The organism is Pseudomonas californiensis (assembly GCF_021147775.1).
Classification (GTDB): domain Bacteria; phylum Pseudomonadota; class Gammaproteobacteria; order Pseudomonadales; family Pseudomonadaceae; genus Aquipseudomonas; species Aquipseudomonas californiensis.
Genome location: NZ_JAGTPK010000006.1, coordinates 104276 through 127670, shown reverse-complemented (window position 1 = coordinate 127670; position 23395 = coordinate 104276). Strand labels below are relative to the sequence as shown.

Sequence of the window (23395 nt, the reverse complement as noted above, 5' to 3'; positions counted from 1 at the left end):
GAGGGGGTTGAGCTATCAGACGTGCTGGCCACCATTGACCTGGATCTCTGCCCCATTGATGTACGAGGCGCCGGAGGTACACAGGAAGTGAATAAGTGAAGCCACTTCTTCAGGTTTGCCGAGCCGGTGCATGGGGATGTTGCGCTCAACAATGTCCTGAGTGCCGGGGGAGAGTATCGAGGTGTCGATCTCTCCGGGTGCGATAGCGTTCACGCGTATGCCGTGTTGGCCGTAGTCGTAGGCCATTTCACGGGTCAGGGCAGACAAGGCGGCTTTCGAGGTCGCGTAGGCAACACCTGCAAACGGGTGGACTCGTGAACCCGCGATGGAAGTGACGTTGATGATGGTGCCTTGTGCTGCTTTCAACTCTGAGAACAGGCCTCTAGCGAGCAGGGCGGTGGAAAACAGGTTGACGTTGAAGACTTGTAACCAGGTTGCATAGTCAGTTTCCAGTACGCCCAGTCGGCCACCCTGAGGTCCTTTGGGGCTCATGCCAGCGTTATCGACCAGCGCGTGCAGCTTGCCGTCACCGAGCTTGTGTTTGATCAGGTCGATGCTCGCTTCAATACTGCCTATGTCTTCAAGATCCAGGTGGATGTGGTTCTCCTGACCGTCTGCCCAGGGGCACTCTGTTGCCCAGCTCTGACGAGAGGCTGTGAAAACGCGCCAGCCAGCGGCATTGAAGTGTTTGACCGTTGCATGCCCGATGCCTCTGCTGGCACCGGTAAGCAGCAGGGTTTTTCTCTCGATCATGGACCATCCTCGATATTTCGTTATTTATGATGCGTGATGCATCATGTTTAATTCAAATGTGACTGTCAATTACTTCCTCTGAACCATCAGGTCGCGCCTGCGCAGTGCACCACAGCGTTTTGCGCACCGCATGAGTGCTGAGCTTTAACCCATATCGCAACGCCGCGCCTTATTTTCCGTTCCGAAAGTGATGGCAAAAGCTGGCACATATTATGCTGTCGTCGTGAAATATAAAACATGATGCATCATAAATGAAGGTGTGCTTAAAATGAATGCGTGTAACCCAAGGCAACTTTTCCAAAACAATAATAAGCAGGTGCAGCCATGAGCATTGCCCACCCGTATGTGCGCTTTCGAGGCGTGCAGAAGAGCTATGACGGCGAACAGTTGGTGGTCAAAAAACTTGACCTCGACATACAGCGGGGTGAGTTCCTGACCTTGCTGGGCCCGTCGGGTTCTGGAAAAACCACCAGTTTGATGATGCTGGCGGGCTTCGAAACCCCAACCGAAGGCGAAATCCTGCTCGACGGGAAGCCGTTACATACAGTGGCGCCCCACCAGCGGGGGATTGGCATGGTGTTCCAGAATTACGCACTGTTCCCACACATGACGGTGGCGGGCAACCTTGCCTTTCCTCTGAAAGTCAGGCGAATGGGCACTGTCGATATCGAGGTCAAGGTCAAGCGAGCGTTGGACATGGTCCAGCTCGGCCACCTCGCGCAACGCTATCCGGCGCAACTTTCCGGTGGGCAACAGCAACGAATTGCACTGGCACGTGCCTTGGTGTTCGAGCCTGGCCTGGTGCTGATGGATGAGCCATTGGGGGCGCTGGATAAACAACTGCGTGAGCAGATGCAGCTCGAAATACGCCGTTTGCATCGCCAGTTGGGTCTGACCGTCGTATTTGTCACGCACGACCAGGCGGAAGCGCTGACGCTTTCTGATCGAGTGGCCGTATTCAATGATGGTGTGATTCAACAAATCGACACCCCAAAGGCACTCTACGAAAACCCCAGCAACTCCTTTGTTGCCCACTTCATTGGTGAAAACAACGCGCTCCCCGGCACTGTGGTGTCGGTTGCCGGTGCTGAGTGTCGCATACGCCTTGTAGATGGTACTGAGGTGGGCGCGCGCTCAAGCACCGCTTTACGTGCTGGTGAATCCACGTCGTTGTCCATTCGCCCTGAACGCGTCGCGTTGGACAGGCCTTCTGGCAATAGCCTGCCGGGACGGATCGAGGAACTGATCTACCTGGGTGATCACGTCCGCGTACGGCTCAACGTGGCGGGTCATCAGGCTTTCACTGCCAAAGTTCCCATCGCTGATATGCAAGACGACTGGTTGGCTGGCCATACGGTTCCGGTCAGTTGGTTAAGTCACGACGCCAGCGCGCTCGACCCCTTGGTTCATCACTAAAAAAGCGTTGCCCATAAAACCTGCTGAGGAGCGTTCCCATGTTCAAGAAAATCGCAGTAATGGCATTGATGGCTGGCGCGGCAAGCCAGGTTCAGGCCCAACAGCTCACGGTCGTGTCGTTTGGAGGTTTGAATAAACAGGCTCAGGAGAAGGCGTTTTATCAACCATTCTCCAAAGCGAACAAGGTGGATATCGAGGCCGGCGAATACAACGGCGAAATGGCCAAGATAAAAGCCATGGTCGAAACCGGCCAGGTTGGCTGGGATGTCGTCGAGGTCGAAAGCCCTGAGCTGGTGCGCGGCTGCAGTGAAGGGTTGTTCGAGCCTCTGGACTGGTCAAAGTTGGGTGATAAGAAACAGTTGGTTGATTCTGCCGTCACCGAGTGTGGAGCGGGCATTTTTATCTGGTCCACCGTGCTGGCCTACGACTCGAAAAAACTCGCCAAGGCGCCCAGCGGTTGGGCAGATTTCTGGGATTTGAAAACGTATCCGGGTAAACGCGCGCTGCGCAAAAGTGCCAAGTTCACCCTTGAAATCGCCTTGCTCGCCGATGGTGTTTCTCAGGGGCAGCTATACACGGTTCTCGCTACGCCCGAGGGCGTCGACCGCGCGTTTAGAAAGCTTGATGAAATCAAATCAAGCATCCAGTGGTGGGAGGCGGGTGCTCAGCCCATGCAGTGGCTGGTTTCCGGTGACGTGGTCATGACCTCTTCCTACAACGGGCGCGTCACGGCAGCCCAGAAAGAAGGTCACCCGTTTTCTATGGTCTGGAGCGGCAGTCTTTACGACCTGGACAGTTGGGCAATCGTCAAAGGTTCGAAGAACAAGGCGTTGGCTGAGCAGTTCATTGCGTTTGCCAATCGCCCCGAGAACCAGAAAGTGTTCGCTGAGACCATCCCGTACGGCCCGACCAACACGCTGGCCATCGCGCAGATCGACCCCAAAGTGCAACTTGACCTGCCCACCGCGCCCGCCAACCTCAAAGGCGCACGTGGAGTGGATACCGAGTTCTGGATCGAACACGGTGAAGAGCTTGAGCAACGCTTCAATGCCTGGGCGGCGAACTAATCAGCCACTGCCGGCTTCAAGCACTTGAAGCCGGTTCAGCCTTATACCTGGAGACCAGCATGTCAGAAGTCAGCCTGACGGCTATCGATCGTTCAACCGCTAAGGGCCCGTCGCTCAAGCAGAGACTGCTGGATGCCGAGCGCACTTACCGTAAGCGATCAATACTGTTGATCGCGCCACTGTTGATATTTTTACTGATCAGCTTCGTGTTCCCGATTGGCAACATCCTGTGGAAGAGCATTGATAATCCCGAAGTCGCAAGAGCGCTTCCGACCACTTTGCTGGCATTGCGTGGCTGGGACGGTGAAAGTCAGCCGGATGAGAAAGTTTATTCGGCGCTGGTCAGAGATCTGAAGACTGCCAAGACTGAGGGGCAATTTCCCGGCCTGGTCAAGCGACTGGGTTATGAGGACAGTCGTTACCGACCGCTGCTCACGATGGCGTTGAACAGATTGCCGGATGATGACGCCCAATCCATCAGCCGAGCGTTGATCGCGCAATCGAAGCTCTGGGCAGACCCATATACCTGGCTCAGCATTCAGCGTGCAGGGAGTAGTTTTACATTCTATTACGTGCTGGCCGCGTTCGATCATCAGGTGGATGCGCAGAGCGGCAGTATTGTCGAACTGCCCAAGGGGCAGGCGTTATACCTTTCTGTGCTGATGCGAACTTTGTGGATGGCCAGTGTGGTCACCCTGTTGTGCGTGCTGTTTGGTTATCCGGTGGCTTACTGGCTGGCCAGGCAGCCGAGCAGTCGCGCGAACCTGCTGCTGATCATGGTGCTATTGCCGTTCTGGACTTCTTTGCTGGTGCGTACCGCAGGCTGGATCGTGCTTCTACAAAACGGTGGACTGATCAACAGTTCGCTGATCGGCCTTGGATTGATTGGGCAACCGTTGCAACTGGTGTTCAACAGGACGGGTGTCTATATCTCCATGACCCACATACTGTTGCCCTTTGTCATCCTGCCGCTCTACGCAGTGATGAAAGGTATTTCTCCCAACTACGTACGTGCTGCAGTTTCACTCGGTGCTCACCCGTTTCGAGCCTTTTGGTCGGTGTACGTGCCGCAGACTTTTGCAGGCGTGACCGCCGGTGCACTCCTGGTCTTCATCATGGCGATCGGGTACTACATCACCCCGGCATTGCTGGGCGGGCCGGGTGATCAGATGCTCAGTTACTTCGTCGCGTTCTATAACAACACCACCATCAACTGGGGGATCGCCGCTGCGCTGGGTAGCCAGTTGCTGATCATCGTCCTGCTGCTTTATTGGGTGTACTCGCGTATCACCCGCCCAGCCAACCCTGCCCAGCGTGCATGAGGTGTTCGATGAGTCATTATTCCACCGTGATCGAGCGCCTCTGGGCGCCTGTCTTCAGCGTTTTCAGCTTCAGCCTGCTGATCTTTCTGGTACTGCCGATCCTGGTGATCGTGCCGCTGTCATTTAATGAGGGATCGTTTTTGAGTTACCCGTTGAGCGGTTTCTCATTGCGCTGGTATCAAGAGTTTCTCGGTTCCCAGGAATGGATGCGGGCGCTACGCAACAGCCTGGTCATCGCACCGGCAGCCACTTTACTTGCCACCGGGCTTGGAACCTTGGCGGCGGTGGGGCTGGCGCGTGGCGAGTTTCGGGGCAAGGGCCTGGTAATGGCCATCTTGATTTCGCCAATGATTGCGCCCGTGGTGATTATTGCCGTGGCGCTCTACTTTTTCTTCGCCCAATTGAATCTTCTCAACAGCTATCTGGGTCTGGTGCTGGCGCATGCTGCGTTGGGCGTGCCGTTCGTAGTGATCACTGTGGCCGCGACACTACAGGGCTATGACCGCAACTTTTCCCGTGCTGCAGCCAGTTTGGGGGCGCCTCCGCTGTTGGCGTTTCGCAAGGTGATGTTGCCGCTGATTGCTCCCGGGGTCATCAGTGGTGCCTTGTTCGCATTCGCCACATCTTTCGATGAGGTGGTCGTGACGCTGTTTTTGGCCAGCCCCGCACAGCGCACTTTGCCCATGCAAATGTTTGGTGGCATTCGCGAAAATCTCAACCCCACCATCGCTGCTGCAGCGACCTTGATGGTGGTGGCTTCTGCGGTGCTTCTACTCATGATGGAGTGGCTGCGTCGACGCAATGAAAAACTGCGCGGCACCAGCGCTGTTTGATTTGTTATTCCGCCCCCGTGTTGTGCTTACTGAGGTAATTGATGAAGATTCTGGTCTCCATAAAGCGAGTGATCGACTACAACGTCAAGGTCCGCGTCAAAGCGGACCATTCCGGCGTCGATCTCGCTAACGTCAAGATGTCGATGAACCCTTTTTGCGAGATCGCCGTTGAAGAGGCCGTGCGCCTTAAAGAGCAGGGCGTTGCGACTGAAATTGTTGTCGTGTCCGTCGGGCCGGCAGCTGCTCAAGAGCAATTGCGTACTGCGTTGGCACTGGGTGCCGACCGCGCCATTCTCGTCGAATCCGTTGAAGAACTTACTTCACTGGCCATTGCCAGGTTGCTCAAGGCTGTTGTCGACAAGGAACAGCCATCGCTGGTGATCCTCGGTAAACAGGCAATCGACAGCGACAATAACCAGACGGGTCAGATGCTGGCGGCGCTGACCGGTTTCGGTCAGGGGACCTTCGCGTCCAGAGTTGAAGCAAGCGGAGACAGCGTAGCTGTCACTCGCGAAGTGGACGGCGGCGCGCAAACAGTCTCTCTGAAATTGCCAGCCATCGTCACCACCGACCTGCGTTTGAACGAGCCGCGCTATGCGTCCCTGCCAAATATCATGAAAGCCAAGAAAAAGCCTCTGGAAGTGCTGACTCCTGAAACGTTGGGCGTTTGTACTGCCTCCACCAACAGAACTTTGAAAGTTGAAGCCCCCGCTGCACGCAGTGCGGGTATCAAGGTCAACTCGGTGACTGAATTGGTCGAGAAACTGAAAAATGAAGCGAAGGTAATCTGAATGACTATCCTGGTAATCGCTGAACATGACAACGCAACACTGGCTCGGTCCACACTGAACACCATAGACGCTGCTGCCAAAATCGGCGGCGACATTCATGTGCTGGTTGCAGGTCAGGGTGCTGGCGCCGTGGCTGATGCCGCTGCCAAAATCGCCGGTGTCACCAAGGTGCTGGTTGCTGATAATGCGGCCTACACCCACCAGTTGCCGGAGAACATCGCACCACTGGTGGTCGAGCTGGCTTCGGGTTACAGCCACATCCTGGCCGCTGCCACCTCCAGCGGCAAAAACATCTTGCCTCGCGTTGCAGCGCTGCTGGACGTTGACCAGATCTCCGAGATCATTTCGGTTGAAACCGCCGACACCTTCAAACGCCCTGTTTACGCCGGTAATGCCATTGCTACTGTTCAGTCCAGCGCTTCGATCAAAGTCATAACCGTTCGTGCTACAGGTTTCGAGCCGGTGGCCGCTGAAGGCGGCTCGGCTACCGTTGAAACGGTTTCCATCGTTCACGACGCCAATACGTCCCGGGTCGTTGGCGAAGAACTGGCCAAGTCGGATCGTCCTGAACTGACCTCTGCAAAAATCGTGGTTTCGGGCGGTCGCGGCATGCAGAACGGCGATAATTTCAAGCACCTGTATGCCGTGGCCGACAAGCTTGGCGCTGCAGTCGGCGCTTCCCGCGCAGCGGTAGACGCAGGTTTCGTACCCAACGACATGCAGGTGGGCCAGACCGGAAAAATCGTCGCGCCACAGCTGTATATTGCCGTCGGAATTTCCGGCGCGATTCAGCACCTGGCGGGCATGAAAGATTCTAAAGTGATTGTTGCGATCAACAAGGATGAAGACGCGCCTATCTTCCAGGTCGCTGATTACGGCCTGGTGGCCGACTTGTTTGAAGCAATGCCGGCGCTCTTGGCAGAGTTGAACTGAAGGCCCTACCGTCGAAACAAAAAAGGCCTGGTTCGCACCAGGCCTTTCTTGTGCCATTCACTTAACCATTGACCCACTTGCTGGTGTCATCCAGTGCCATGCCGAACCTGTCGACGATTAAGCGTACCTCATCTTCGCTGATGATAAGGGGAGGGCAGAAGGCGATGGCATCGCCCATGTTACGGGTGATCATGCCATGGTTCTGTGCCCGTCCGGCGAAGTAGCGGCCCAGCGTGCCTGGAGCATCCAGAGGTGCCTTGGTAGTGCGGTCGGCGACCAGCTCGACCGCAGCGATCAAGCCTGCCCCCCGGATCTCACCCACCAGCGGATGGTCACTGAAGCGCTGCAACTCTCGACGCAGGAACTCGCCCATTTTGGCAGCGTGCTCCACGAGGTTTTCCTCGTCGATTATTTTCAGATTTTCCAGCGCGACTGCTGCTGCCACCGGGTGCCCACCGCCGGTAAAGCCATGGCCTAGCGCGCCGAAGGATTTGGTCTGGTCTGCAATCCCCTGGTAGACCCGATCATTGAGCAAAATGGCAGAAATAGGCAGGTAGGACGATGACAGTTGCTTGGACAGAATCATGATATCTGGCTCGATACCAAAGGTCTGGCTGCCGAACATGTTGCCGGTACGACCAAACCCACAAATCACCTCGTCCGCCACGATGAGAATGTCGTGTTTGCGGCAAACCCGCTGGATTTTTTCCCAGTAGGTACGTGGAGGCACAATCACGCCGCCGGCGCCCATCAAGGGTTCGCCCACGAACGCCGCGATGGTTTCCGGGCCTTCTCTCAGGATCAAAGCGTCGAGTTCTGCAGCCAGGCGGTCAGCAAACTGCTCCTCGGTTTCTTGCGGCAGAGCGTGGCGGTAATGATGCGGACAGCCAACGTGCAGAAAACCTGGCAGTGGCACATCGAAGCCGCGCTGATTCGTTGGCAAGCCAGTGAGGCTCGCACTGGCGAGCGTGATGCCGTGGTACCCGCCCATGCGGCTGATGAATTTTTTGCGAGCAGGCTTGCCCTGCGCATTATTGAGATACCAGACCAGCTTGATCACGGTGTCGTTGGCTTCAGAACCCGAATTCGTGAAGAACACCTTGCTCATGGGTACCGGTGCCATGTTGATCAGTTTTTCTGCCAGTTCGATGCTGGGTGCGTGCGCCTTGTGGCCAAACAGATGATAGAAGGGCAGGGTCGACATCTGCTTTTCAGCCGCTGCCACCAACCGTTTGTTACTGAACCCTAATGCCGCACTCCATAACCCGGCCATGGCTTCTATATATCGCTTGCCGTTCTCATCAATCACAAACACTCCATCACCTCGGTCGATCACCAGCGGCCCTTGTTCCTCGTGAGCGCGGGCATTGGTGTAGGGGTGCATTTGGTGACGCATGTCTTTGTCGGCTAACGAGGAGCGTGTTGTATTCATGATGATCTCGCTGGTTTAGGGAACGCCAGACTGAAGCATAATGCATGATGCATCATGTTGTGTAGCTGGTTTTTTCCACATAAAACCGCGATGATGAAGCGCTGTGCTGTCGGGCCCCTGTTTCCCGCCAAATAGAGCCTTCCTCCATTCGGAATTGATATGAGCTACCCAATCGGCGAAATCAAACATGCGTATCTCGGAACCAGCGTCTATTCGTCGCTGCGTGAAGCGCTGATCACCGGCAAGTTGAAACCTGACGACAAGCTGCGCATTCGTGATCTCGCGACGCAGCTCGGTACTAGCGTCACGCCTGTGCGCGATGCAATTCTTCAGCTTGCGAAAGAGCAGGCACTTGTCATGAAGACGCCTAAAGACATCCGTGTCCCTATCCTCTCAAGCGCGCAATATCTGGAAATCCGCGTAGTGCGACTGGCGCTTGAAGGTCTGGCCGCGGAAACGGCGGCGACCATGGTCACTGACGAGGATCTGGAGCGTATCGAAGCCAATATCAAGGCGAACCTGGACGCGATCCACCGTGAAGACATGACCGAGGCGTTAAAGCTGAACCAGACGTTTCATTTCTTTTTTGCCGATATTGCCCAGATGCCTCTGCTGCGTGGCTTTCTGGACAGCCTGTGGATGCGGACCGGGCCACTCCTGGCCCTTGCGTATGACCACTTTTCAGAACAGATGGCGATCGAGCACCACTGGGAAGTATTGGCGGCCCTTAAAAACCGTGATGGTGCTGCCGCCCGGCAGGCAATCTGCACAGACATTCTCGATGGCAATGAAATGATGCTGGAATTTATCAAAACCCAATAATCAAGGGGCTCTTGAAGCTCGACGGACACGTCCATCCATTCCGGCCTGCAATCACTTTCATTGTTTCAAAGCGCCGGTTTTTATGACGGCTTTGGTCTGGCGGTCCCTTTTTTCGTGGACGGCAAAGTGCGCGGCTCTATTTCTGCCACGATCCCTCAATACCGTAAAAACGAACTGGATATACCGCGGCTGACACAGCGGATGCACGAAGCAGCCACTAAAATACAACGGCTACTGTCGTTGGGTCTGGTGGTTGGACAGTAGTCGTGTTTCTTCGACTCTGAGTAACGTTGGACCCTTGCCGCATGAAGTTTCGAACAAGGGACCATTCAGAGATATGCGAGCGGCATGATTTGCCGCTCGAAGTCGACCTCAGGTATTGGCCGCTCCCTCCACTGGAAGTATGTGTAGCTCGTTTTCCAGCTCTTCATCTCCCACCGCTGAGGCAGGCAGGCGCTTTGAGACTGTCACACCTAATGCGACGAACTTGTCCACGGTCTTTGTCAGGCTCCCGTGATCGCCTTTTAGCGTATTGACGCTTTCGGTGTAGCTTTTCTGTACGGTGGCGATCTGATTACCAAGCTTGTCCATCTTGTCTACGAAAATTCGCAACTTGTCGTAAACCTTGCTGGCCATTGCCGCCAGCTGTAGCGTGCTGTTGTTCTGACGCTGAATGCTCCACAGATTCGACACGACCCTCAGGACTGGCAGCAGGGTGGTCGACGTGATGATTGCAATGCGTTTTTCATAGGCCGCTTGAAATATCCCAGGGCTGTGTTCGGCGGCGACCAGGTAAGCAGGCTCGACGGGCATGAATAAAAACACGAAGTCGGGCGAGTTGATGCCGTTCAGATCGGTGTACTTCTTGTCTGACAACCCGTTGATATGGTTCTTCAAGGCCAGAATATGAGCGGACAGGGCCCTCGTGCGGTCCTCGTCAGTTTCTGCAGAAACGTAGTCCGTATAAGCCACCAGCGACATCTTGCTGTCGATGATAATGTGCTTGCCTTCAGGCAAGTTGACCACGAAGTCCGGTCGATTATTGCTGGCATTGTCGTCTTTGAAGTTTGCCTCGCGATGGTATTCGAACCCCTTGCGCAGACCTGCCTGCTCGAGCAGCATCTCTACCTTTTGTTCGCCCCAGGTGCCTTGGAGTTTTTTGTCGCCTTTGAGCGCCTTGGTAAGATTTGACGCCTCCGTTGTGATCTGCGCATTCAATTCCATCAGCTTGACCAGCTCGCTTTTCATCGAACTCTGGCCCTGCACGGTATCGGAGTGAACCTGATCCACTCGTTGACGAAATGATTCAAGCTGGTCTTTGAAAGGTTTTAGCAGGGTGTCCAGCCCTTGGCGACTTTGCTCCGAGAAGCTCTGTTGCTTGCTGTCAAAAATCTGATTGGCAAGGTTCTGGAATTCTTGCTTGAGCTGGACTTTATTATCTTCAAGCAGCTGCAGTTTTTCGGCCGCAGAGTGTTGATCGCGCTGGTGACGCATGTTGATTTCAGCAAGATCCTGCTTCGCAACGCTGAGCTCATCTCGCGTACTGCCCAGTTCGGTTTCACGTTGGGCCAATACATACTTCAGCGTTTCCAGTTGCTCCTTTTGCTCGGCTGCCTGTCCCAACTGTTCGCGCTGCTTCTTGAATTCTTCCTGAGCATTGTCGAGACGAATCTGTAGTTCTCTGTTGGCGTTTTTTATGTCCTGAAGCTGATTCGCCTGTTCCGCGCTTTGGCCCAACTGCTCGCCTTGTTTTTGTAGTTGCAGTTGTACTTTCTCAAGACGCGCTTGCTGATCAGAGTGCGCCTGCTTGAGCTCCTCCAGCTGTCGTGTCTGCTCCAGGCCCTGCCCAAGCTCTTTTTTCAGCTCGCCAAGTTGCAGCCGCAGTTGATTTGTTTCGGCGCTATGCTTTTCGCTGATGGCTGTAGCGTCTGCAAGTTGCTGGGCCTTGTCAAACGTGCGCTGCTTTTCGGCTTCAAGCAACGTCTTGAATTCGCTGAGCTGAACGCTGAGCTGCTTCTCCAACTCACGATGGTTGGTCAAGGCTTCGCTGGCCATTTTCAGGTCTTGCTGCTGGCTTGTTTGTTCTTGAAGCATCTGCTGCTCTCGTTGCTGCGCGAGCGTGACATCGTTTAGCAGTTGTTGGTGTTCTGCCAGATGGCTGGCCTTCAGTTCTGAAAGTTGTTGGGCCAGTCTGCTTGCCGCAAGGCGGCTGTTGATCCAGAAGCCGATGCCCAGAAACAACAGGCTGAAAAGCCCGATCAGGGCCGGTGTCAGGTACTGCTGTGCCATCGCTACGTCCTTTTATCGCTGGATTGGATCGCAAAATGATGGCACGTTGTGTATCGGCTGAAAACAGCAGCGTGAGCGGCTTCCTGCGCCAGGCTGCTGATGTCGGTTTTCAACTTGTCTCGATCTGTTGTCGAGTCGAATCACATTCACCCCAACCGCTGATAACTCAACAGCCGACGCTCGATCAGTCGAAACATTCCCACCAGCAGGCACGCCACCAGCATGTAGAGCAGGGCGGCAATGCCGTAGGCCTGAAAGGTCTTGAACGTCGCGGCGTTTACGTCGCCTGCGATTTTCAGGATGTCGGGGACCGTTGCGGTGAAGGCGATGGCCGTAGCGTGCAGGACGAAGATCACTTCGTTGCTGTAGGCGGGCAGTGCGCGGCGCAACATGCTTGGTATCAGCACCAGAATGAACAGTTGGCTGCGGGTCATGCCCAGTGCCAGGGCGGCTTCGATCTCGCCGCGTGGGGTGGTGCGCAGGACGCCGGCAAGAATTTCGAGGGTGTAGGCGCATGTGTTCAAGGCCAGCGCCAGAATGACGCAGTGCATGCCGTCGCGAAAGAACCACCACAGACTCGGTGAGCCTCTTATCAGGCTCAGGTTGGCCAGGCCGCTGTAGATGATGAGCAGTTGCACAAACAACGGTGTGCCCCGAAATACCAGGGTGTACAGCCGAATGGGCAGTGCCAGCCACAGGCTGCCGTAGGTGCGAATCAACGCCAAAGGTATCGCCGCGCACAAACCCAGGACGGCAGATACCACCAGCAGCCAGAGCGTGACGGCAAGACCGCTCCAGCGATAGCCGTCTGACCACAGGAAGCTCGGTCCGAACTCTCTCAGAATATCTATCATGACACCCTCCGCTGCGGCTCGATGCTGTAGCGGCGTTCGAGGTGTTTGAGCGCGAGGCTTGAAAAGATCGCGAAGGCAAAAAATATCGCGGCAATCACCAGATAGAAAAACATCTGCCTTGCCGTGGCATTGCCTGCCTGTTTGGCGACCTGAACCATGTCATTGAGACCCAGCAGCGAAATAAGGCCTGCACTCTTCAGCAGCACTTGCCAGATGTTGCCAATGCCGGGTAAGGCGAAGCGCATCATTTGTGGAAAACGAATGCGCCGCAGGACTTGCCAGTGACTCATGCCGTAGGCGCGTGCCGCTTCCAGCTGACCCGATGGAATCGCCTGCAGTGCGCCGCGAAAGGTTTCCGCGCAGTAGGCACCGTAGATGAACCCCAGCGTGCCGATTGCGGTGCCGTAGGGGTTCAACTGGAAAGATTCCTGGTCGAACACTTCTGCTACCTGATTCAGCCCGATCTGCGCGCTGTAATAGATGAGCAGCATCAGTACCAGATCCGGCACGCTGCGCACCAGCGTGGTATAGACCGTCGCCAGCCAGCGCAATGGCGCCAGCGGCGAGAGCTTTGCCAGAGCCCCGAGCAGCCCCAGGACGATAGCGACGCAAGCAGCCCAAGCGGCCACCTGCACGGTCAACCAGGCGCCCTGGAGAATGAGATTACCGTACCCGTCGAGAAACATGCTGTCAGGCTCCATGGGGGAGGTTATTCAGGGGGCGACGTTGGGCGAGATGTCGAAATCGAAATATTTGCTGGCAATGCGCTGGTAGGTGCCGTTCTGGTGCAGCCGCTCCAGTGCCTTATTGATGTCTTTGGCCAGTTCGGTATCGTTTTTGCGCAGGCCGATGCCAGTTCCCGGGCCGAAGATTTCCGGAGATTTGACTACCTCGCCGACGTAAGCGAAGCCTTTGCCCATCGGCTTTTTCAACAGGCCTTCGGACACCGCAATGGCGTCGTCAAAGGCTGCATCCAGTCGGCCGTTGATCAAGTCTGAGTAGGTCAGGTCACTGCTCTGATAAGGCACGATTTCCGCGCCCTTGAGGCCCCACATCCGTTTGGCATAGACCTCGAAAACGCTGCCTTGCTGCACGCCGATGCGCTTGCCGCGCAGGGATTCTGCAGTCGGCTGCAGGGGACTGCCTTCGGGCGCGACGAGACGGGCCGGGGTGTCGTACAAGGTGTCGGAGAAGGCGATTTCGGCCTTGCGTGCCTCAGTGATCGACAGGGCGGACAGTATCCCGTCAAACTTCTTGCCTTTAAGTGCCGAAACCATGCCGTCGAAAGCGTTCTCCACCCAGATGCAACGGCGCTTTAGTTCAACGCACAGACTTTCTCCCAATTCGATATCGAAGCCTGTCAGTGAGCCGTCTGGCCGTTTGGATTCAAAGGGCGGGTAGGTGGGATCAACCCCGAACCGCAGCTCTTCGCTGGCGCCCCACGACAGCAATGGGCTGGCCAGAAACAACAAACCGATCAGACTTTTTTTCATTGGCGGGGTCTCTGTGAAGGGTGGTTAAAACTGCCCCGGAGGACTCCGGAGCAGTGCGCATCAACCCTGAGTGTTCAAGGCCTGTTTCAGTTGTCGAACGCGTTCGCTGTCCACCGGTTGTCCATGACCAAAGCCGCCGTCCCACCCACACACTTGACCGGCGTAGTCGACACCCCGGAAAAGGCAGTTGGCGAGGTTTTGCTGCGCTTGCCATGCGAGCAGGAACGCGGCGATAAAGCCGTCGCCAGCGCCCATGCTGTCAACGAATGTGCAGCGCAGCGCAGGTTGCTCATGGGTGCCTTGCGCATCGACTGCGATTGCGCCCTGGGCGCCGCGAGTGATCACCACGACCTCAGGGCCCAGTGACCGCATGGAGTTCGCCAGTTCATACGCCTGGATAGAAGACAGGTCGGCTGCCGAGAAGAAAGCGATGTCGACCTGTTTGATCACGGCCTGCCAATCGAACTCGGCCCAGTTGTCCGAGAAGTCGAAAGACAGGCAGCCGCATGCATCACGAATTTTCACCACCTGGCTTTCCAGGCCGCTGTACAGGCTGCTGTGGGCCAACGGGAATCTGGCGATGTAGGTCAGATCTTCGGCATCGAGGCGCAGTCGGCGACATACGCCCGGATCACTGCCGAGAAACACGCGCTCGCCTTCCGCGCTGTCGACGCACGCCCAGCCGCTGGCATCGGGCAGCATCCGGCATCGTGACACCTCGACCGTTTCCTGATGCAGGCAGTCGAGCAGGTACTGGCCGTGGCGGTCATCGCCCACGCAGCCAAGGTAGGCGCTGCGCGCACCGAGTCGCGCAGCTAACACGGCGACATTGAGTGCATTGCCGCCGGGATACTCAATGTTCTGGTCCAGATACACATCTATAGTGTTGTCGCCTATTGCGATCAGGCCCGCCATGCTCAGTACTCCGTTTTCCACATGTAGCGGCGGGTGGTCAGCGGCTGCTGATGCCAGACTGCGAGATGGGCGGCGATGCGCTCGGCGGCGATGCCGACGATGTAAGGCGCCACGATTGCGCGAATCTCCGGGTCGATGCCCTCCATGGGAAAGTCTTTGGAGTCATAGACCATGACCCGCTCGGTGTAACGCTGACAAAAACGCACGACGCGCTCCATCTGTGCCCGGCTGGGGTCTTCGCCGACCAGCAGGAGCAGCGGGGTGGTTGCGTCGATGGCTTCGAACGGGCCGTGGAAAAACTCCGCCGCCTCCACCGGCAGGCAGTGGAGCCACTGACTTTCCATCACCACACAGACGCCGAACACATAGGCGGTGGTGAACATCGGGCCCGAGGCGAGGAAATACATGAGGCGGTCATCTTTGTAGAGCCGTGCCTCTTCGGTTGCACGCTCGTCGTTGTTGATCGCAGCGTCGGCCAGCGCCTGCGGTAGCGCCTTGAGTGAGCGGACGAGCTTGTCCAGCAATGGCCAGCCTTCGCGTTTGGCCAGCAGACCGCCTATCAATGCCTGCAGAATCATGAAGCAGCCGAAGTAAGCCTCGTCGGTGCGCCCCAGCAGAAAACAATGCTGCACGGCCTGAGCCAGGGGCAGTTCAGCGGTTTGCGTCACCCCGACAGTGAGACACGGTTTGTCTTGCAGAAAACGCGCGGCAGCGATGGTTTCCTGAGTGGTTCCAGACTTGGACGCCAGGACCACAAGCGTGCGCTCGTCCAGTCGCGGCGGATCAATGTCCATGAAGTCAGCCGGAAAATAACGGCGTACTTCCAGCGTCTGGCTGTAGCGTTCGATCCAGTATTGCAGGCCCAGCATGATGCGATTGGGAGCACCGCAACTGACAAAATAAATGCGGTCAATCCGTGTTGCCAGTTCCTGGCCGAACTGGTGAGCGTCATCGACGATATGCACGGATTGCTGCAAGGAAGCGACAAATGCTTCCCGGTTGAACTGGATCGCCATGTGAACTCCTCAGGCCGTATTACGGTGATCCGGGCTGCTGTTCGTGATCACCATTTAGACCAAAATCTATACCACGAAAAATACCAATACAAGGCATTTCCACCGTGGTCTAATGGTCCGATCTGGCGTTTTCATCGTTTTGCTGGCGTCTGATCATGAGTGGTTGTTCAAGCAAGCGGCTCGCAGACGACCGTGGGTGTATTACAGCGTCACAAGTGCGACAGAAAAAACTTCCAGGATGTAGACCATGAAAGTGACCGCTGCAAAACCATCAGACGTGACGCTGCTTGCGCCTCAACGCAAGCAGGTCGCGTGGCAAGCCGTCCAGGCACTGCTGGAAATGCTGGAGCGCCCAGAGTTTGGCCCGACCGAACGCATCCCGGCAGAGCGGGACCTGGCCGAGCATTTGGGAATCAGCCGGATGACGTTGCGAAAGGCGCTACAGACGTTGATCGATCGCGGAGTTCTGGAGCGCCGGGGCAATCGCGGAACCTTTGTCACCGCTCCGGGCGTCGAGCGTCCTCTCAACACCGTAGCGCGCAAAGGCATCGCCGAAGTGGTCGAGCAGGCAGGAGCCCGGCCAGGCAGCAAATTGCTCTATTTCGAACAGACCCAGGCCAGTGCACGCGTCGCCAGATTATTGAAGATCCAGGAAGGGGATGCATTGCTGACCATCAGACGTTTGCGCACCGTGGATCAAAAGCCGTTCTGCATCGAGACCAGCTACATCCCTGCGGCACGCGCGCCGGATCTGGTGGCGGGTGACCTGATCGAAGGCGCCTCGTTGTATGCCTTGCTGTTGGCCAGGTATCAGATCGAAATAGAGAGTGATGAGGGCACTTTGAGCGTGGCCACCATGAACGACCAGGAGGCGCGCCTGCTGGAAGTCGAGCCCGCCACCGCCGCGCTGGTCTATCGCGGCGTGATCTTCGATCAATTCGGGCAACCGGTGGAGTACCTGGTGTCGGTCAACCATCCTCAACGCGTGGTGTTCAAGCTTGCAGACAGCCGAATCAATAGCCTGCATACCGACCCTTAGACATGGGTGAAACCGTTGGTGAGCATTGTGATGCGCGGTGGCGACTCAGGTGACGGCAGTCTTTTTCCTGATGGAAACCTGTGAGGTCACCATCAGCACTATCGCCGGGATTATCACGACACTGGCCGACATCATCGTGCCCCGAATTCCGACCGAGTCCAGCGCCTGGCTGCCGACAATGACGCCCATACCAATTGCTGTGCGCCAACCGTCGTATTGCCCGACCAGGTTGATCAAGGGAACGCCTGCCACGGTGGCGATGGTGATGCCACTCGTGACGACAGATGTCGCCAGCCCAACTCGCCTGGCCGACACCAGATGGGCCGCTGTGGCGGCTACGGTCGCCCAGACAACCCCGTGAGCCAAGGCACCGAGAATACGCGCACCCAGCAATATCGAGAATTCGCCGGACAGTGCAGCCAGGCCGTTTGACGCCGCCGGTGCGAGCATCAGCACGATGAGCAATACCTTGCGCGAGACCCTGCGGCTGAGCCAGTGGGACAACAGCCCGCTGGCTGCACCGATCCACGCATACAAGGTCACCGTCAGGCTGATATCGGACGGCGTTCGACCCAGGTCCGTCGAGATGAGCGACAGCACACCGATTGGAGCGAATTCGGAGGTGACCATCACAAACGATGCGATGCAAAGCACACCGACGGCACATCCTGTTCGCACGGCTGAGTGAGTCATGGGACGTGCCTGTCCCTGGCTAGTCGGTTGTCTTCATGATGCTGCTGTTTCGGATGCTCGACAGCATGATAACCGTGAAGCCGGTCCTGACGGTAAGGCGTTTCCAGGCATGGCGGACAAGAACGGTCGGGTCTGAGCAAGGTGTTTTTTATCACCGTTCATCCAGAAACGGGCACTTTCGAAACCGCGCTGGTCTCTCAATTTCAAGCGCGGATGTACTGCGCCGCAGACTGGAGATATCAATGACTATTGAAAACAACGGGCCAGAAAGCCCTTATCCAGGCCCGGCCGAGCCAGGGAGCGACAAACAGGTGTATCCCGATAGAAATAGCGACACAGAGGGCGACATCAGCGATGACACCAGTCGCAATGACGTTGCGGATGATCCGGATATGCCGGTCACCCCGCCCGTTGACGAGGCCGAGGAGCCTTCACCGGGAAGTGCGAGCTGACGCGTTTCTCTGAGCGCGGGACCTCGCCACTGCGCGAGGTCCTGTCTTTGGGGCGATCCAGTGCGTATCGACCCCGCCGGAAATCGTCTTATTGATTCAAGGCCTGTGCTGTGTCCAGATCGGTGACCAGCACATCAAGATAGCCACCTTGCAGTGCGCCACGAATGGCCTGCACTTTGCGCGTCCCGCCCGCCAGGCCAAGAACCCGGTTGATGGTGCGCAGTTTCGGCAAGGCCACTGACACCACGAATTCTTCGTCTTCTTCCAGCACAGGGCGGCCCTGGGCGTCGAAGTAGCGCAAACAGATATCGCCCACCGCGCCGCGCTCGGCGAGCAGACGCAGCATGTCTTCGGTGTAGTAGTTGCCACTGTTGCGCAGCAACTGCGACGGCTCCAGTTCGCCGATGCCGACGATCGCCAGCGTGATGCTGTCGAAGCGGTTGAGGACCTCTTTGACCTCTTCCATTTCGACGATCCGCTGTTTGCTTTCCACCGATTGTTCGATGCTTTGTGAGGGCAGCAGAAAGGCGGGGCAGTTGAGCAGGGTTGCCAGACGCTGGGTCAGCAGCGTGGCTTCGAAAGCCCCTTTGTTGCCTACACCGCCCAACAACTGCACCACTTCCTGAGCGCCCTGTTTGCCTGGCTGAGCGTGCATGTGCCCGACCATGGCGCGAATGGTACTGCTCCACGAGGAGATGCCGATATGGTCTTTGGGGCTGAGGCTGGTTTCCAGATAATGCGCGGCAGCAGAACCAATGGCCTGTTTGATGCTTTCTTCATTACCAGGCTCGGTGGCCTCGACCACGATCACCCGGCGCACGCCATACAAACGTTGCAGTTGGCTTTCCAGTTCAAGGTGCAAGCCTTGCGGGCGCATTACCGTGATCTTTACCACGCCTTCCTGCAAGGCGCGGCGCAGGGCGCGGCTGATGAACGACTGGGACAAATCAAGCTGTGCGGAAATCTCGGACTGTTTGAGTCCTTCTTCGTAATAGAGGCTGGCGATCTTGGTGATCAACCGCTGTTCTTCGATCTGGCTCATGCAGGCCCCAATAATGAATCGATACGTAACACGCGGGCGAGGATAGCAAACCGGTGGCAGGTCGTGCCCGCCACGGTGGTCACGACATGATGAGGCCACCGTCGATATTGATGGCCTGGCCGGTCAGGTAGGCCGCATCATCGGAGGCCAGAAACGCGACCAGACCCGCCACGTCAGACGGTTTGCCGGCGCGCCGCAACGGAATGTTCTTCACCCATTCGGCCATCAGTTCGCCTTTGGCATAACGTTTTTCATCGGTGCTGAGAATCTCGCCCCAGACCCGGTCGTTGTAATCCCACATTTCGCTCTCGATGATGCCGGGGCAAAACGCGTTGACGGTGATGTTGTGGCGGGCCAACTCCAGCGCCAGGCTCTGGGTGATGCCGATCACGCCCATTTTGCTGGCGGCATAGTGAGGGGTGTAGATGAACCCCTGGCGCCCTTGGCCCGACGAGGTATTGATCAGCCTGCCGCTGCCCTGTTTGACCATGTATTTCGCCGCCTCGCGGCAGCCGAGCCAGACGCCGGTGGTGTTGACCTGCAGGACCTTGTCGAAGTCTGCTCTGGGCATGCTGTCGAAATGATCGATGGTGATAATGCCGGCATTCTGAACCGACACGTCGATACTGCCGAAGCGTTCATGGGCGGTGTGGTACAGGCGTTGAATATCGTCTTCGCGGGTGACGTCGAGCCCCAGCGCGATACTGCTGACCCCGTACTCGCTGGCCAGTTGCTCGGCGGTAAACGTCACCCGTTCAAGGTCGTTGGACGCCAGCACCAGATCGGCACCTTCCTGCGCGAAGCGCTCGGCGATACCGGCACCGATGCCTCGGCATGCGCCAGTGATAACCACGGTTTTGCCACTGAAACGTTGGGACATGAATAAATCTCCGCTTGCGTGCAGGGGTTGGCTTACCAGCAGACAAAACCACCGTCGACCAACAGGTCGACGCCGGTGCAGAAGGACGATGCCTGAGTGACCAGAAAGATCGCCGGGCCGACCATTTCCTCGACACTGGCCATGCGGCCCATGGGCGTGGTCTGTTCGAAGATCTTCACTTGTTCGGCCACTTCTGGGCGCGAGTTCATCGGCGTGGCGGTATAGCCGGGGCTGATGCAGTTGACGCGCAGGCCTTTGTCCGCCCATTCCATGGCCAGGCTTTTGCTCAGGTGGATGACGCCGGCTTTGGACGCGTTGTAATGCGCTTGCAGCAGACCGCGGTTCACGATGCTGCCGGACATCGAGGCAATGTTGACGATGGCTCCCTTGCCACGCGGCAGCATCACGGCGGCCTGCGCCTGGCAACTGAGAAAAATACCGGTCAGGTTGATGTCCAGCATGGTCTGCCAGCGCTGCAACTCCAACTCTTCTGCGGCCTGTGCATTGGCGATTCCGGCGCAGTTGACCGCCACGCTGAGTTCGCCAAGTTCGGCTTCGGCGCGAGCCACGGCGGCATCCAGCGCGGTACGGTCGGTGACGGTGCCGCTTAGCGCCAGCGCACGACGGCCCAGCGCACTGATCCGTTCGACGGTGCTGTTGATGCCGGGGCTGGCAGGCAAGTCGAAGCAGGCGACATCGGCGCCGGCTTGCGCCAGCCCGACAGCAATGGCCTGGCCAATGCCGCTGCCTGCGCCGGTGACGAACGCTACCTGACCATCAAGACGAAAAAGTTGCATGAGTCACTCCGCGGTATGAACTGGCTTGTTATTGTGTGTGCCACTGTTATGTGTGCAATTCAGGCGGTGGCCATTTCCATGACCGACACTGGAGTGGCCTCGCCGCGCTCAAGAATGCCCATCTGCCGACCACGGCTCATGACCATGACCCGATGCGACAGACCGAGCACTTCGTCCAGATCGGAACTGACCACGATCACCGCCATGCCATTGGCTGCCAACTCGGCAATCACTTCATAAATGGCCGCCCGCGCACCGACGTCGATGCCTCGGGTCGGCTCATCGAGAATGAACACCTTGGGGTTGCGTGCCAGCCACTTGGCGATGATGACTTTCTGCTGATTACCGCCCGACAGGCTGCCAATCCGCTGTTCAGGTGCACCTTTGACGCCCAGTCGAGATACCGCTTTCTGGGCAAACTCGCGCAGGCGCCCAGGCATCACCCAACTGCCGCTGTGCAGCAGGTCGGTGTTGCCGTAGACCAGGTTGTCTTCGATCCGATGCTCGACCACCACGCCTTGTTGCTTGCGGTCCTCTGGCACCAGCACCACACCCGCCTGGATCGCTTCCGATGGCGAGCGCAGCTTGCGTGTTTGTCCATCCAACTGCATTTGCCCGTGAATGTCATGGGCAGCGCCAGCGATCACCCGAACCAGCTCGGTGCGACCTGCGCCGACCACTCCCGCGATGCCGAACACCTCACCGGCACGCACGCTGAAGTCGATCCCATGCAGCGCAAACTCCCGGCAGGTCAGGTCCTTGACCTGCAACATCACGCGTTCCTGTGGTGCTTGCAGGGCAGGGAAGATCCGGTCCAGGCTGCGCCCGACCATGTCTTCGACCAGCTCGCGCACAGGCACTTGTGCCGTGGCGTGCAGGGCGATCTGCTGACCATCACGCAGCACCAGAATGCGGTCGGCGATCCTGGCAATCTCTTCCAGCCGGTGGCTGATGTAGATGAAGGAAACGCCTTCGGCCTTGAGGCGTTCGACCTGCTTGAACAGCAGCTCGGTTTCCTCGCCACCCAGGGCAGCAGTGGGTTCGTCAAGAATCAGCAAACGCGCGTTCAGGGTCAGGGCCTTGGCGATTTCCACCAGCTGTTGTGCGGCGACGCTCAGGCCTTCTACCTTGCGCGAAGCCGAGACGTTCAGACCCAGGCGCTGCAATTGCTTTTGCGCCTGAGCCTCGATGTAGTCGCGGTCGACCCGCCCGTGACGCATGGGCAGGCGACCGACAAAGATGTTTTCGGCAATCGACAGTTGTGGCAGCAAGCGAATCTCTTGATGGATCAAACCGATGCCTGCAGCCAGCGCCGCGCCCGGCGAGGCCGGCGCATAGTCTTCGCCAAGCCAGGTCATGGAGCCACCCGTTTCGGGCTGCACGAGACCTGCGATGATCGACGACAGAGTTGATTTGCCCGCGCCGTTCTCGCCGAGCAGGGCCAGCACCTCACCGGGCTGAACGTCGACGTTGATCTGCGCAAGCACCTTGACCGGGCCGTAGGACTTGCCGATGTTGCGCAGGCACAGCACGGCCGGTGAATCGGCTTGCGGGCGTTGAGGCTGATTACTATCAAGAGCTGCTTGCATACCGACCTCTCGACTCAGGGATGCTGTTGCAGGAAAGGCGCAACGTTTTCCTTGGTGGTCAGTACCGTTTCCAGCAATTGTTCCTTGGGTACTGCCTTGCCTTCCTTGAGATCGACTGCCGAGGCGACGGCCATACGGCCCATTTTCTGGGTCTGCTGGGTCATGGTCGCTTGCAGCACGCCGCTGTTGACCGCCTTGAGGCCCGCCACGTCGCCGTCGAAACCGACGATGACGACGGGTTGTGCCAGGTTGGCAACCTTCACCGCCTGCGCGGCACCCAGTGCCATGGCGTCGGCGCGGCCGAAGAATACGGTGATATTCGGGTCACGCTGCAACAGGTCCTGAGCCACGGCAAAGCCTTTGTCCTGTGCCCATTCTGCAGGCTGCTCGGCCACGACTTTCAGGTCGGGAAAGCCTTTCAGACCTTCCTGAAAGCCCTTGGCCCGATCGTTTTCAGGGGTGGTCCCCAACTGGCCCTGGAGGATGGCGATACGGCCCTTGCCGTTGGTTACTTTGCCCACGTACTCGGCCAGGCTGCGCGCGCCCGCCACGCTGTCGCTGGCAATGAACGTGTCGCCCGGTGCGTCAGGCGCGTTACGGTCAACGGCAATGACCGGAATGCCTGCAGCCTTGGCGGCTTTTACCGGGACACCAGCGGCGGTTGCACCAGCGGGGATGTAGATCAAAGCGTCGATCTTGCGTGTGATCAGGTCTTCGATCTGGCTGACCTGGGTCGACGAGTTGCCTTGCGCATCGACAGTGATGATCTTGATGCCCCTGGCTTTACCTTCTGCTTCAACTGACTGTTTGATCTGGTTGAAGAAGTCGGCCTGAAGGTTGGCGACGGCCAGCCCGATGGTCAGCTCCTTCGCCCAGGTCGACCCGGCAGTGGTGAGGGTGGCAGCGGCCAAGGCCGTCGCAAGCAGCAGTTTTTTGGTCATGAACATGGCGGTGACTCCTGATTTTA

At 57.4% G+C, this 23395-nt stretch carries 23 protein-coding genes; 9 read left to right on the top strand and 14 right to left on the bottom strand.

Annotation, left to right across the window (positions count from 1 at the left end):
• Positions 1-15: 15 nt before the first annotated feature.
• On the bottom strand, positions 16-753 hold the full coding sequence (locus KDX37_RS07905) for an SDR family NAD(P)-dependent oxidoreductase (RefSeq protein ID WP_231652125.1): 738 nt from the start codon (positions 751-753) through the stop codon (positions 16-18).
• A 324-nt stretch (positions 754-1077) separates the two neighbouring features.
• On the opposite strand from KDX37_RS07905, the gene KDX37_RS07900 reads away from it, so the two are divergent.
• From KDX37_RS07900 to KDX37_RS07875, 6 genes are read left to right on the top strand one after another with little or no spacing between them, the layout of a single operon-like run.
• Complete coding sequence (locus tag KDX37_RS07900) at positions 1078-2169, top strand: ABC transporter ATP-binding protein (RefSeq protein WP_231652124.1); 1092 nt, start codon at positions 1078-1080, stop codon at positions 2167-2169.
• Between the two features lie 38 nt (positions 2170-2207).
• On the top strand, positions 2208-3236 hold the full coding sequence (locus KDX37_RS07895) for an ABC transporter substrate-binding protein (RefSeq protein WP_231652123.1): 1029 nt from the start codon (positions 2208-2210) through the stop codon (positions 3234-3236).
• Between the two features lie 59 nt (positions 3237-3295).
• On the top strand, positions 3296-4558 hold the full coding sequence (locus KDX37_RS07890; RefSeq protein ID WP_231652122.1) for an ABC transporter permease: 1263 nt from the start codon (positions 3296-3298) through the stop codon (positions 4556-4558).
• 8 nt (positions 4559-4566) lie between these two features.
• A complete protein-coding gene (locus tag KDX37_RS07885) occupies positions 4567-5391 on the top strand; it encodes an ABC transporter permease (RefSeq protein WP_231652121.1) in 825 nt (274 codons plus the stop codon).
• A 41-nt stretch (positions 5392-5432) separates the two neighbouring features.
• Positions 5433-6182, top strand: coding sequence for an electron transfer flavoprotein subunit beta/FixA family protein (locus KDX37_RS07880; RefSeq protein ID WP_231652120.1), 750 nt, complete (start codon positions 5433-5435; stop codon positions 6180-6182).
• Positions 6183-7115, top strand: coding sequence for an electron transfer flavoprotein subunit alpha/FixB family protein (locus KDX37_RS07875; RefSeq protein ID WP_231652119.1), 933 nt, complete (start codon positions 6183-6185; stop codon positions 7113-7115).
• A gap of 61 nt (positions 7116-7176) precedes the next feature.
• On the opposite strand, the gene KDX37_RS07870 is transcribed toward KDX37_RS07875, so the two are convergent.
• Entirely contained in the window at positions 7177-8547 is a 1371-nt protein-coding gene (locus tag KDX37_RS07870) for an aspartate aminotransferase family protein (RefSeq protein WP_231652118.1), read from the bottom strand.
• Between the two features lie 159 nt (positions 8548-8706).
• Between KDX37_RS07870 and KDX37_RS07865 the strand changes: the two genes are divergently transcribed.
• Positions 8707-9369 (top strand): GntR family transcriptional regulator, encoded by a 663-nt coding sequence (locus tag KDX37_RS07865; protein WP_231652117.1) that lies wholly within the window; start codon positions 8707-8709, stop codon positions 9367-9369.
• A gap of 372 nt (positions 9370-9741) precedes the next feature.
• Here the strand turns inward: KDX37_RS07865 and rmuC are convergent, their stop codons facing one another.
• The 6 genes from rmuC to KDX37_RS07835 form a co-directional block, all read right to left on the bottom strand.
• Positions 9742-11658: a DNA recombination protein RmuC gene (rmuC, locus tag KDX37_RS07860; RefSeq protein ID WP_406641704.1), complete on the bottom strand. Its 1917-nt coding sequence runs from the start codon at positions 11656-11658 to the stop codon at positions 9742-9744.
• Between the two features lie 146 nt (positions 11659-11804).
• Positions 11805-12512, bottom strand: a complete 708-nt coding sequence (gene hisM / locus KDX37_RS07855; RefSeq protein WP_231652115.1) for a histidine ABC transporter permease HisM — start codon at positions 12510-12512, stop codon at positions 11805-11807.
• Positions 12509-13198: an ABC transporter permease gene (locus KDX37_RS07850; protein ID WP_231652114.1), complete on the bottom strand. Its 690-nt coding sequence runs from the start codon at positions 13196-13198 to the stop codon at positions 12509-12511. Before KDX37_RS07850 ends, hisM begins: the two co-directional genes overlap by 4 nt.
• A gap of 27 nt (positions 13199-13225) precedes the next feature.
• On the bottom strand, positions 13226-14005 hold the full coding sequence (locus tag KDX37_RS07845; RefSeq protein WP_231652113.1) for an ABC transporter substrate-binding protein: 780 nt from the start codon (positions 14003-14005) through the stop codon (positions 13226-13228).
• Positions 14006-14065: 60 nt separating this feature from the next.
• The gene (locus tag KDX37_RS07840) at positions 14066-14920 is read right to left on the bottom strand and encodes a PfkB family carbohydrate kinase (RefSeq protein ID WP_231652112.1); all 855 of its coding nucleotides are present in this window, start codon (positions 14918-14920) and stop codon (positions 14066-14068) included.
• 2 nt (positions 14921-14922) lie between these two features.
• Positions 14923-15936, bottom strand: a complete 1014-nt coding sequence (locus KDX37_RS07835; protein ID WP_231652111.1) for an SIS domain-containing protein — start codon at positions 15934-15936, stop codon at positions 14923-14925.
• Between the two features lie 247 nt (positions 15937-16183).
• Between KDX37_RS07835 and KDX37_RS07830 the strand changes: the two genes are divergently transcribed.
• A complete protein-coding gene (locus tag KDX37_RS07830; RefSeq protein WP_231652110.1) occupies positions 16184-16975 on the top strand; it encodes a GntR family transcriptional regulator in 792 nt (263 codons plus the stop codon).
• A gap of 45 nt (positions 16976-17020) precedes the next feature.
• Here KDX37_RS07830 and KDX37_RS07825 read toward each other — a convergent pair whose 3' ends face one another.
• Entirely contained in the window at positions 17021-17668 is a 648-nt protein-coding gene (locus KDX37_RS07825; RefSeq protein ID WP_231652109.1) for an MFS transporter, read from the bottom strand.
• 242 nt (positions 17669-17910) lie between these two features.
• Between KDX37_RS07825 and KDX37_RS07820 the strand changes: the two genes are divergently transcribed.
• Entirely contained in the window at positions 17911-18120 is a 210-nt protein-coding gene (locus KDX37_RS07820; RefSeq protein WP_231652108.1) for a hypothetical protein, read from the top strand.
• A gap of 88 nt (positions 18121-18208) precedes the next feature.
• On the opposite strand, the gene KDX37_RS07815 is transcribed toward KDX37_RS07820, so the two are convergent.
• The 5 genes from KDX37_RS07815 to KDX37_RS07795 all read right to left on the bottom strand — a co-directional run bounded on the left by KDX37_RS07815 (position 18209) and on the right by KDX37_RS07795 (position 23375).
• Positions 18209-19162, bottom strand: coding sequence for a sugar-binding transcriptional regulator (locus tag KDX37_RS07815; protein ID WP_231652107.1), 954 nt, complete (start codon positions 19160-19162; stop codon positions 18209-18211).
• 79 nt (positions 19163-19241) lie between these two features.
• On the bottom strand, positions 19242-20042 hold the full coding sequence (locus KDX37_RS07810) for an SDR family oxidoreductase (protein WP_231652106.1): 801 nt from the start codon (positions 20040-20042) through the stop codon (positions 19242-19244).
• A gap of 32 nt (positions 20043-20074) precedes the next feature.
• The gene (locus KDX37_RS07805) at positions 20075-20839 is read right to left on the bottom strand and encodes an SDR family oxidoreductase (protein WP_231652105.1); all 765 of its coding nucleotides are present in this window, start codon (positions 20837-20839) and stop codon (positions 20075-20077) included.
• A gap of 59 nt (positions 20840-20898) precedes the next feature.
• Positions 20899-22428, bottom strand: coding sequence for a sugar ABC transporter ATP-binding protein (locus KDX37_RS07800; RefSeq protein ID WP_231652104.1), 1530 nt, complete (start codon positions 22426-22428; stop codon positions 20899-20901).
• Between the two features lie 14 nt (positions 22429-22442).
• Positions 22443-23375: a sugar ABC transporter substrate-binding protein gene (locus KDX37_RS07795; RefSeq protein ID WP_231652103.1), complete on the bottom strand. Its 933-nt coding sequence runs from the start codon at positions 23373-23375 to the stop codon at positions 22443-22445.
• Between the last annotated feature and the right edge of the window lie 20 nt (positions 23376-23395).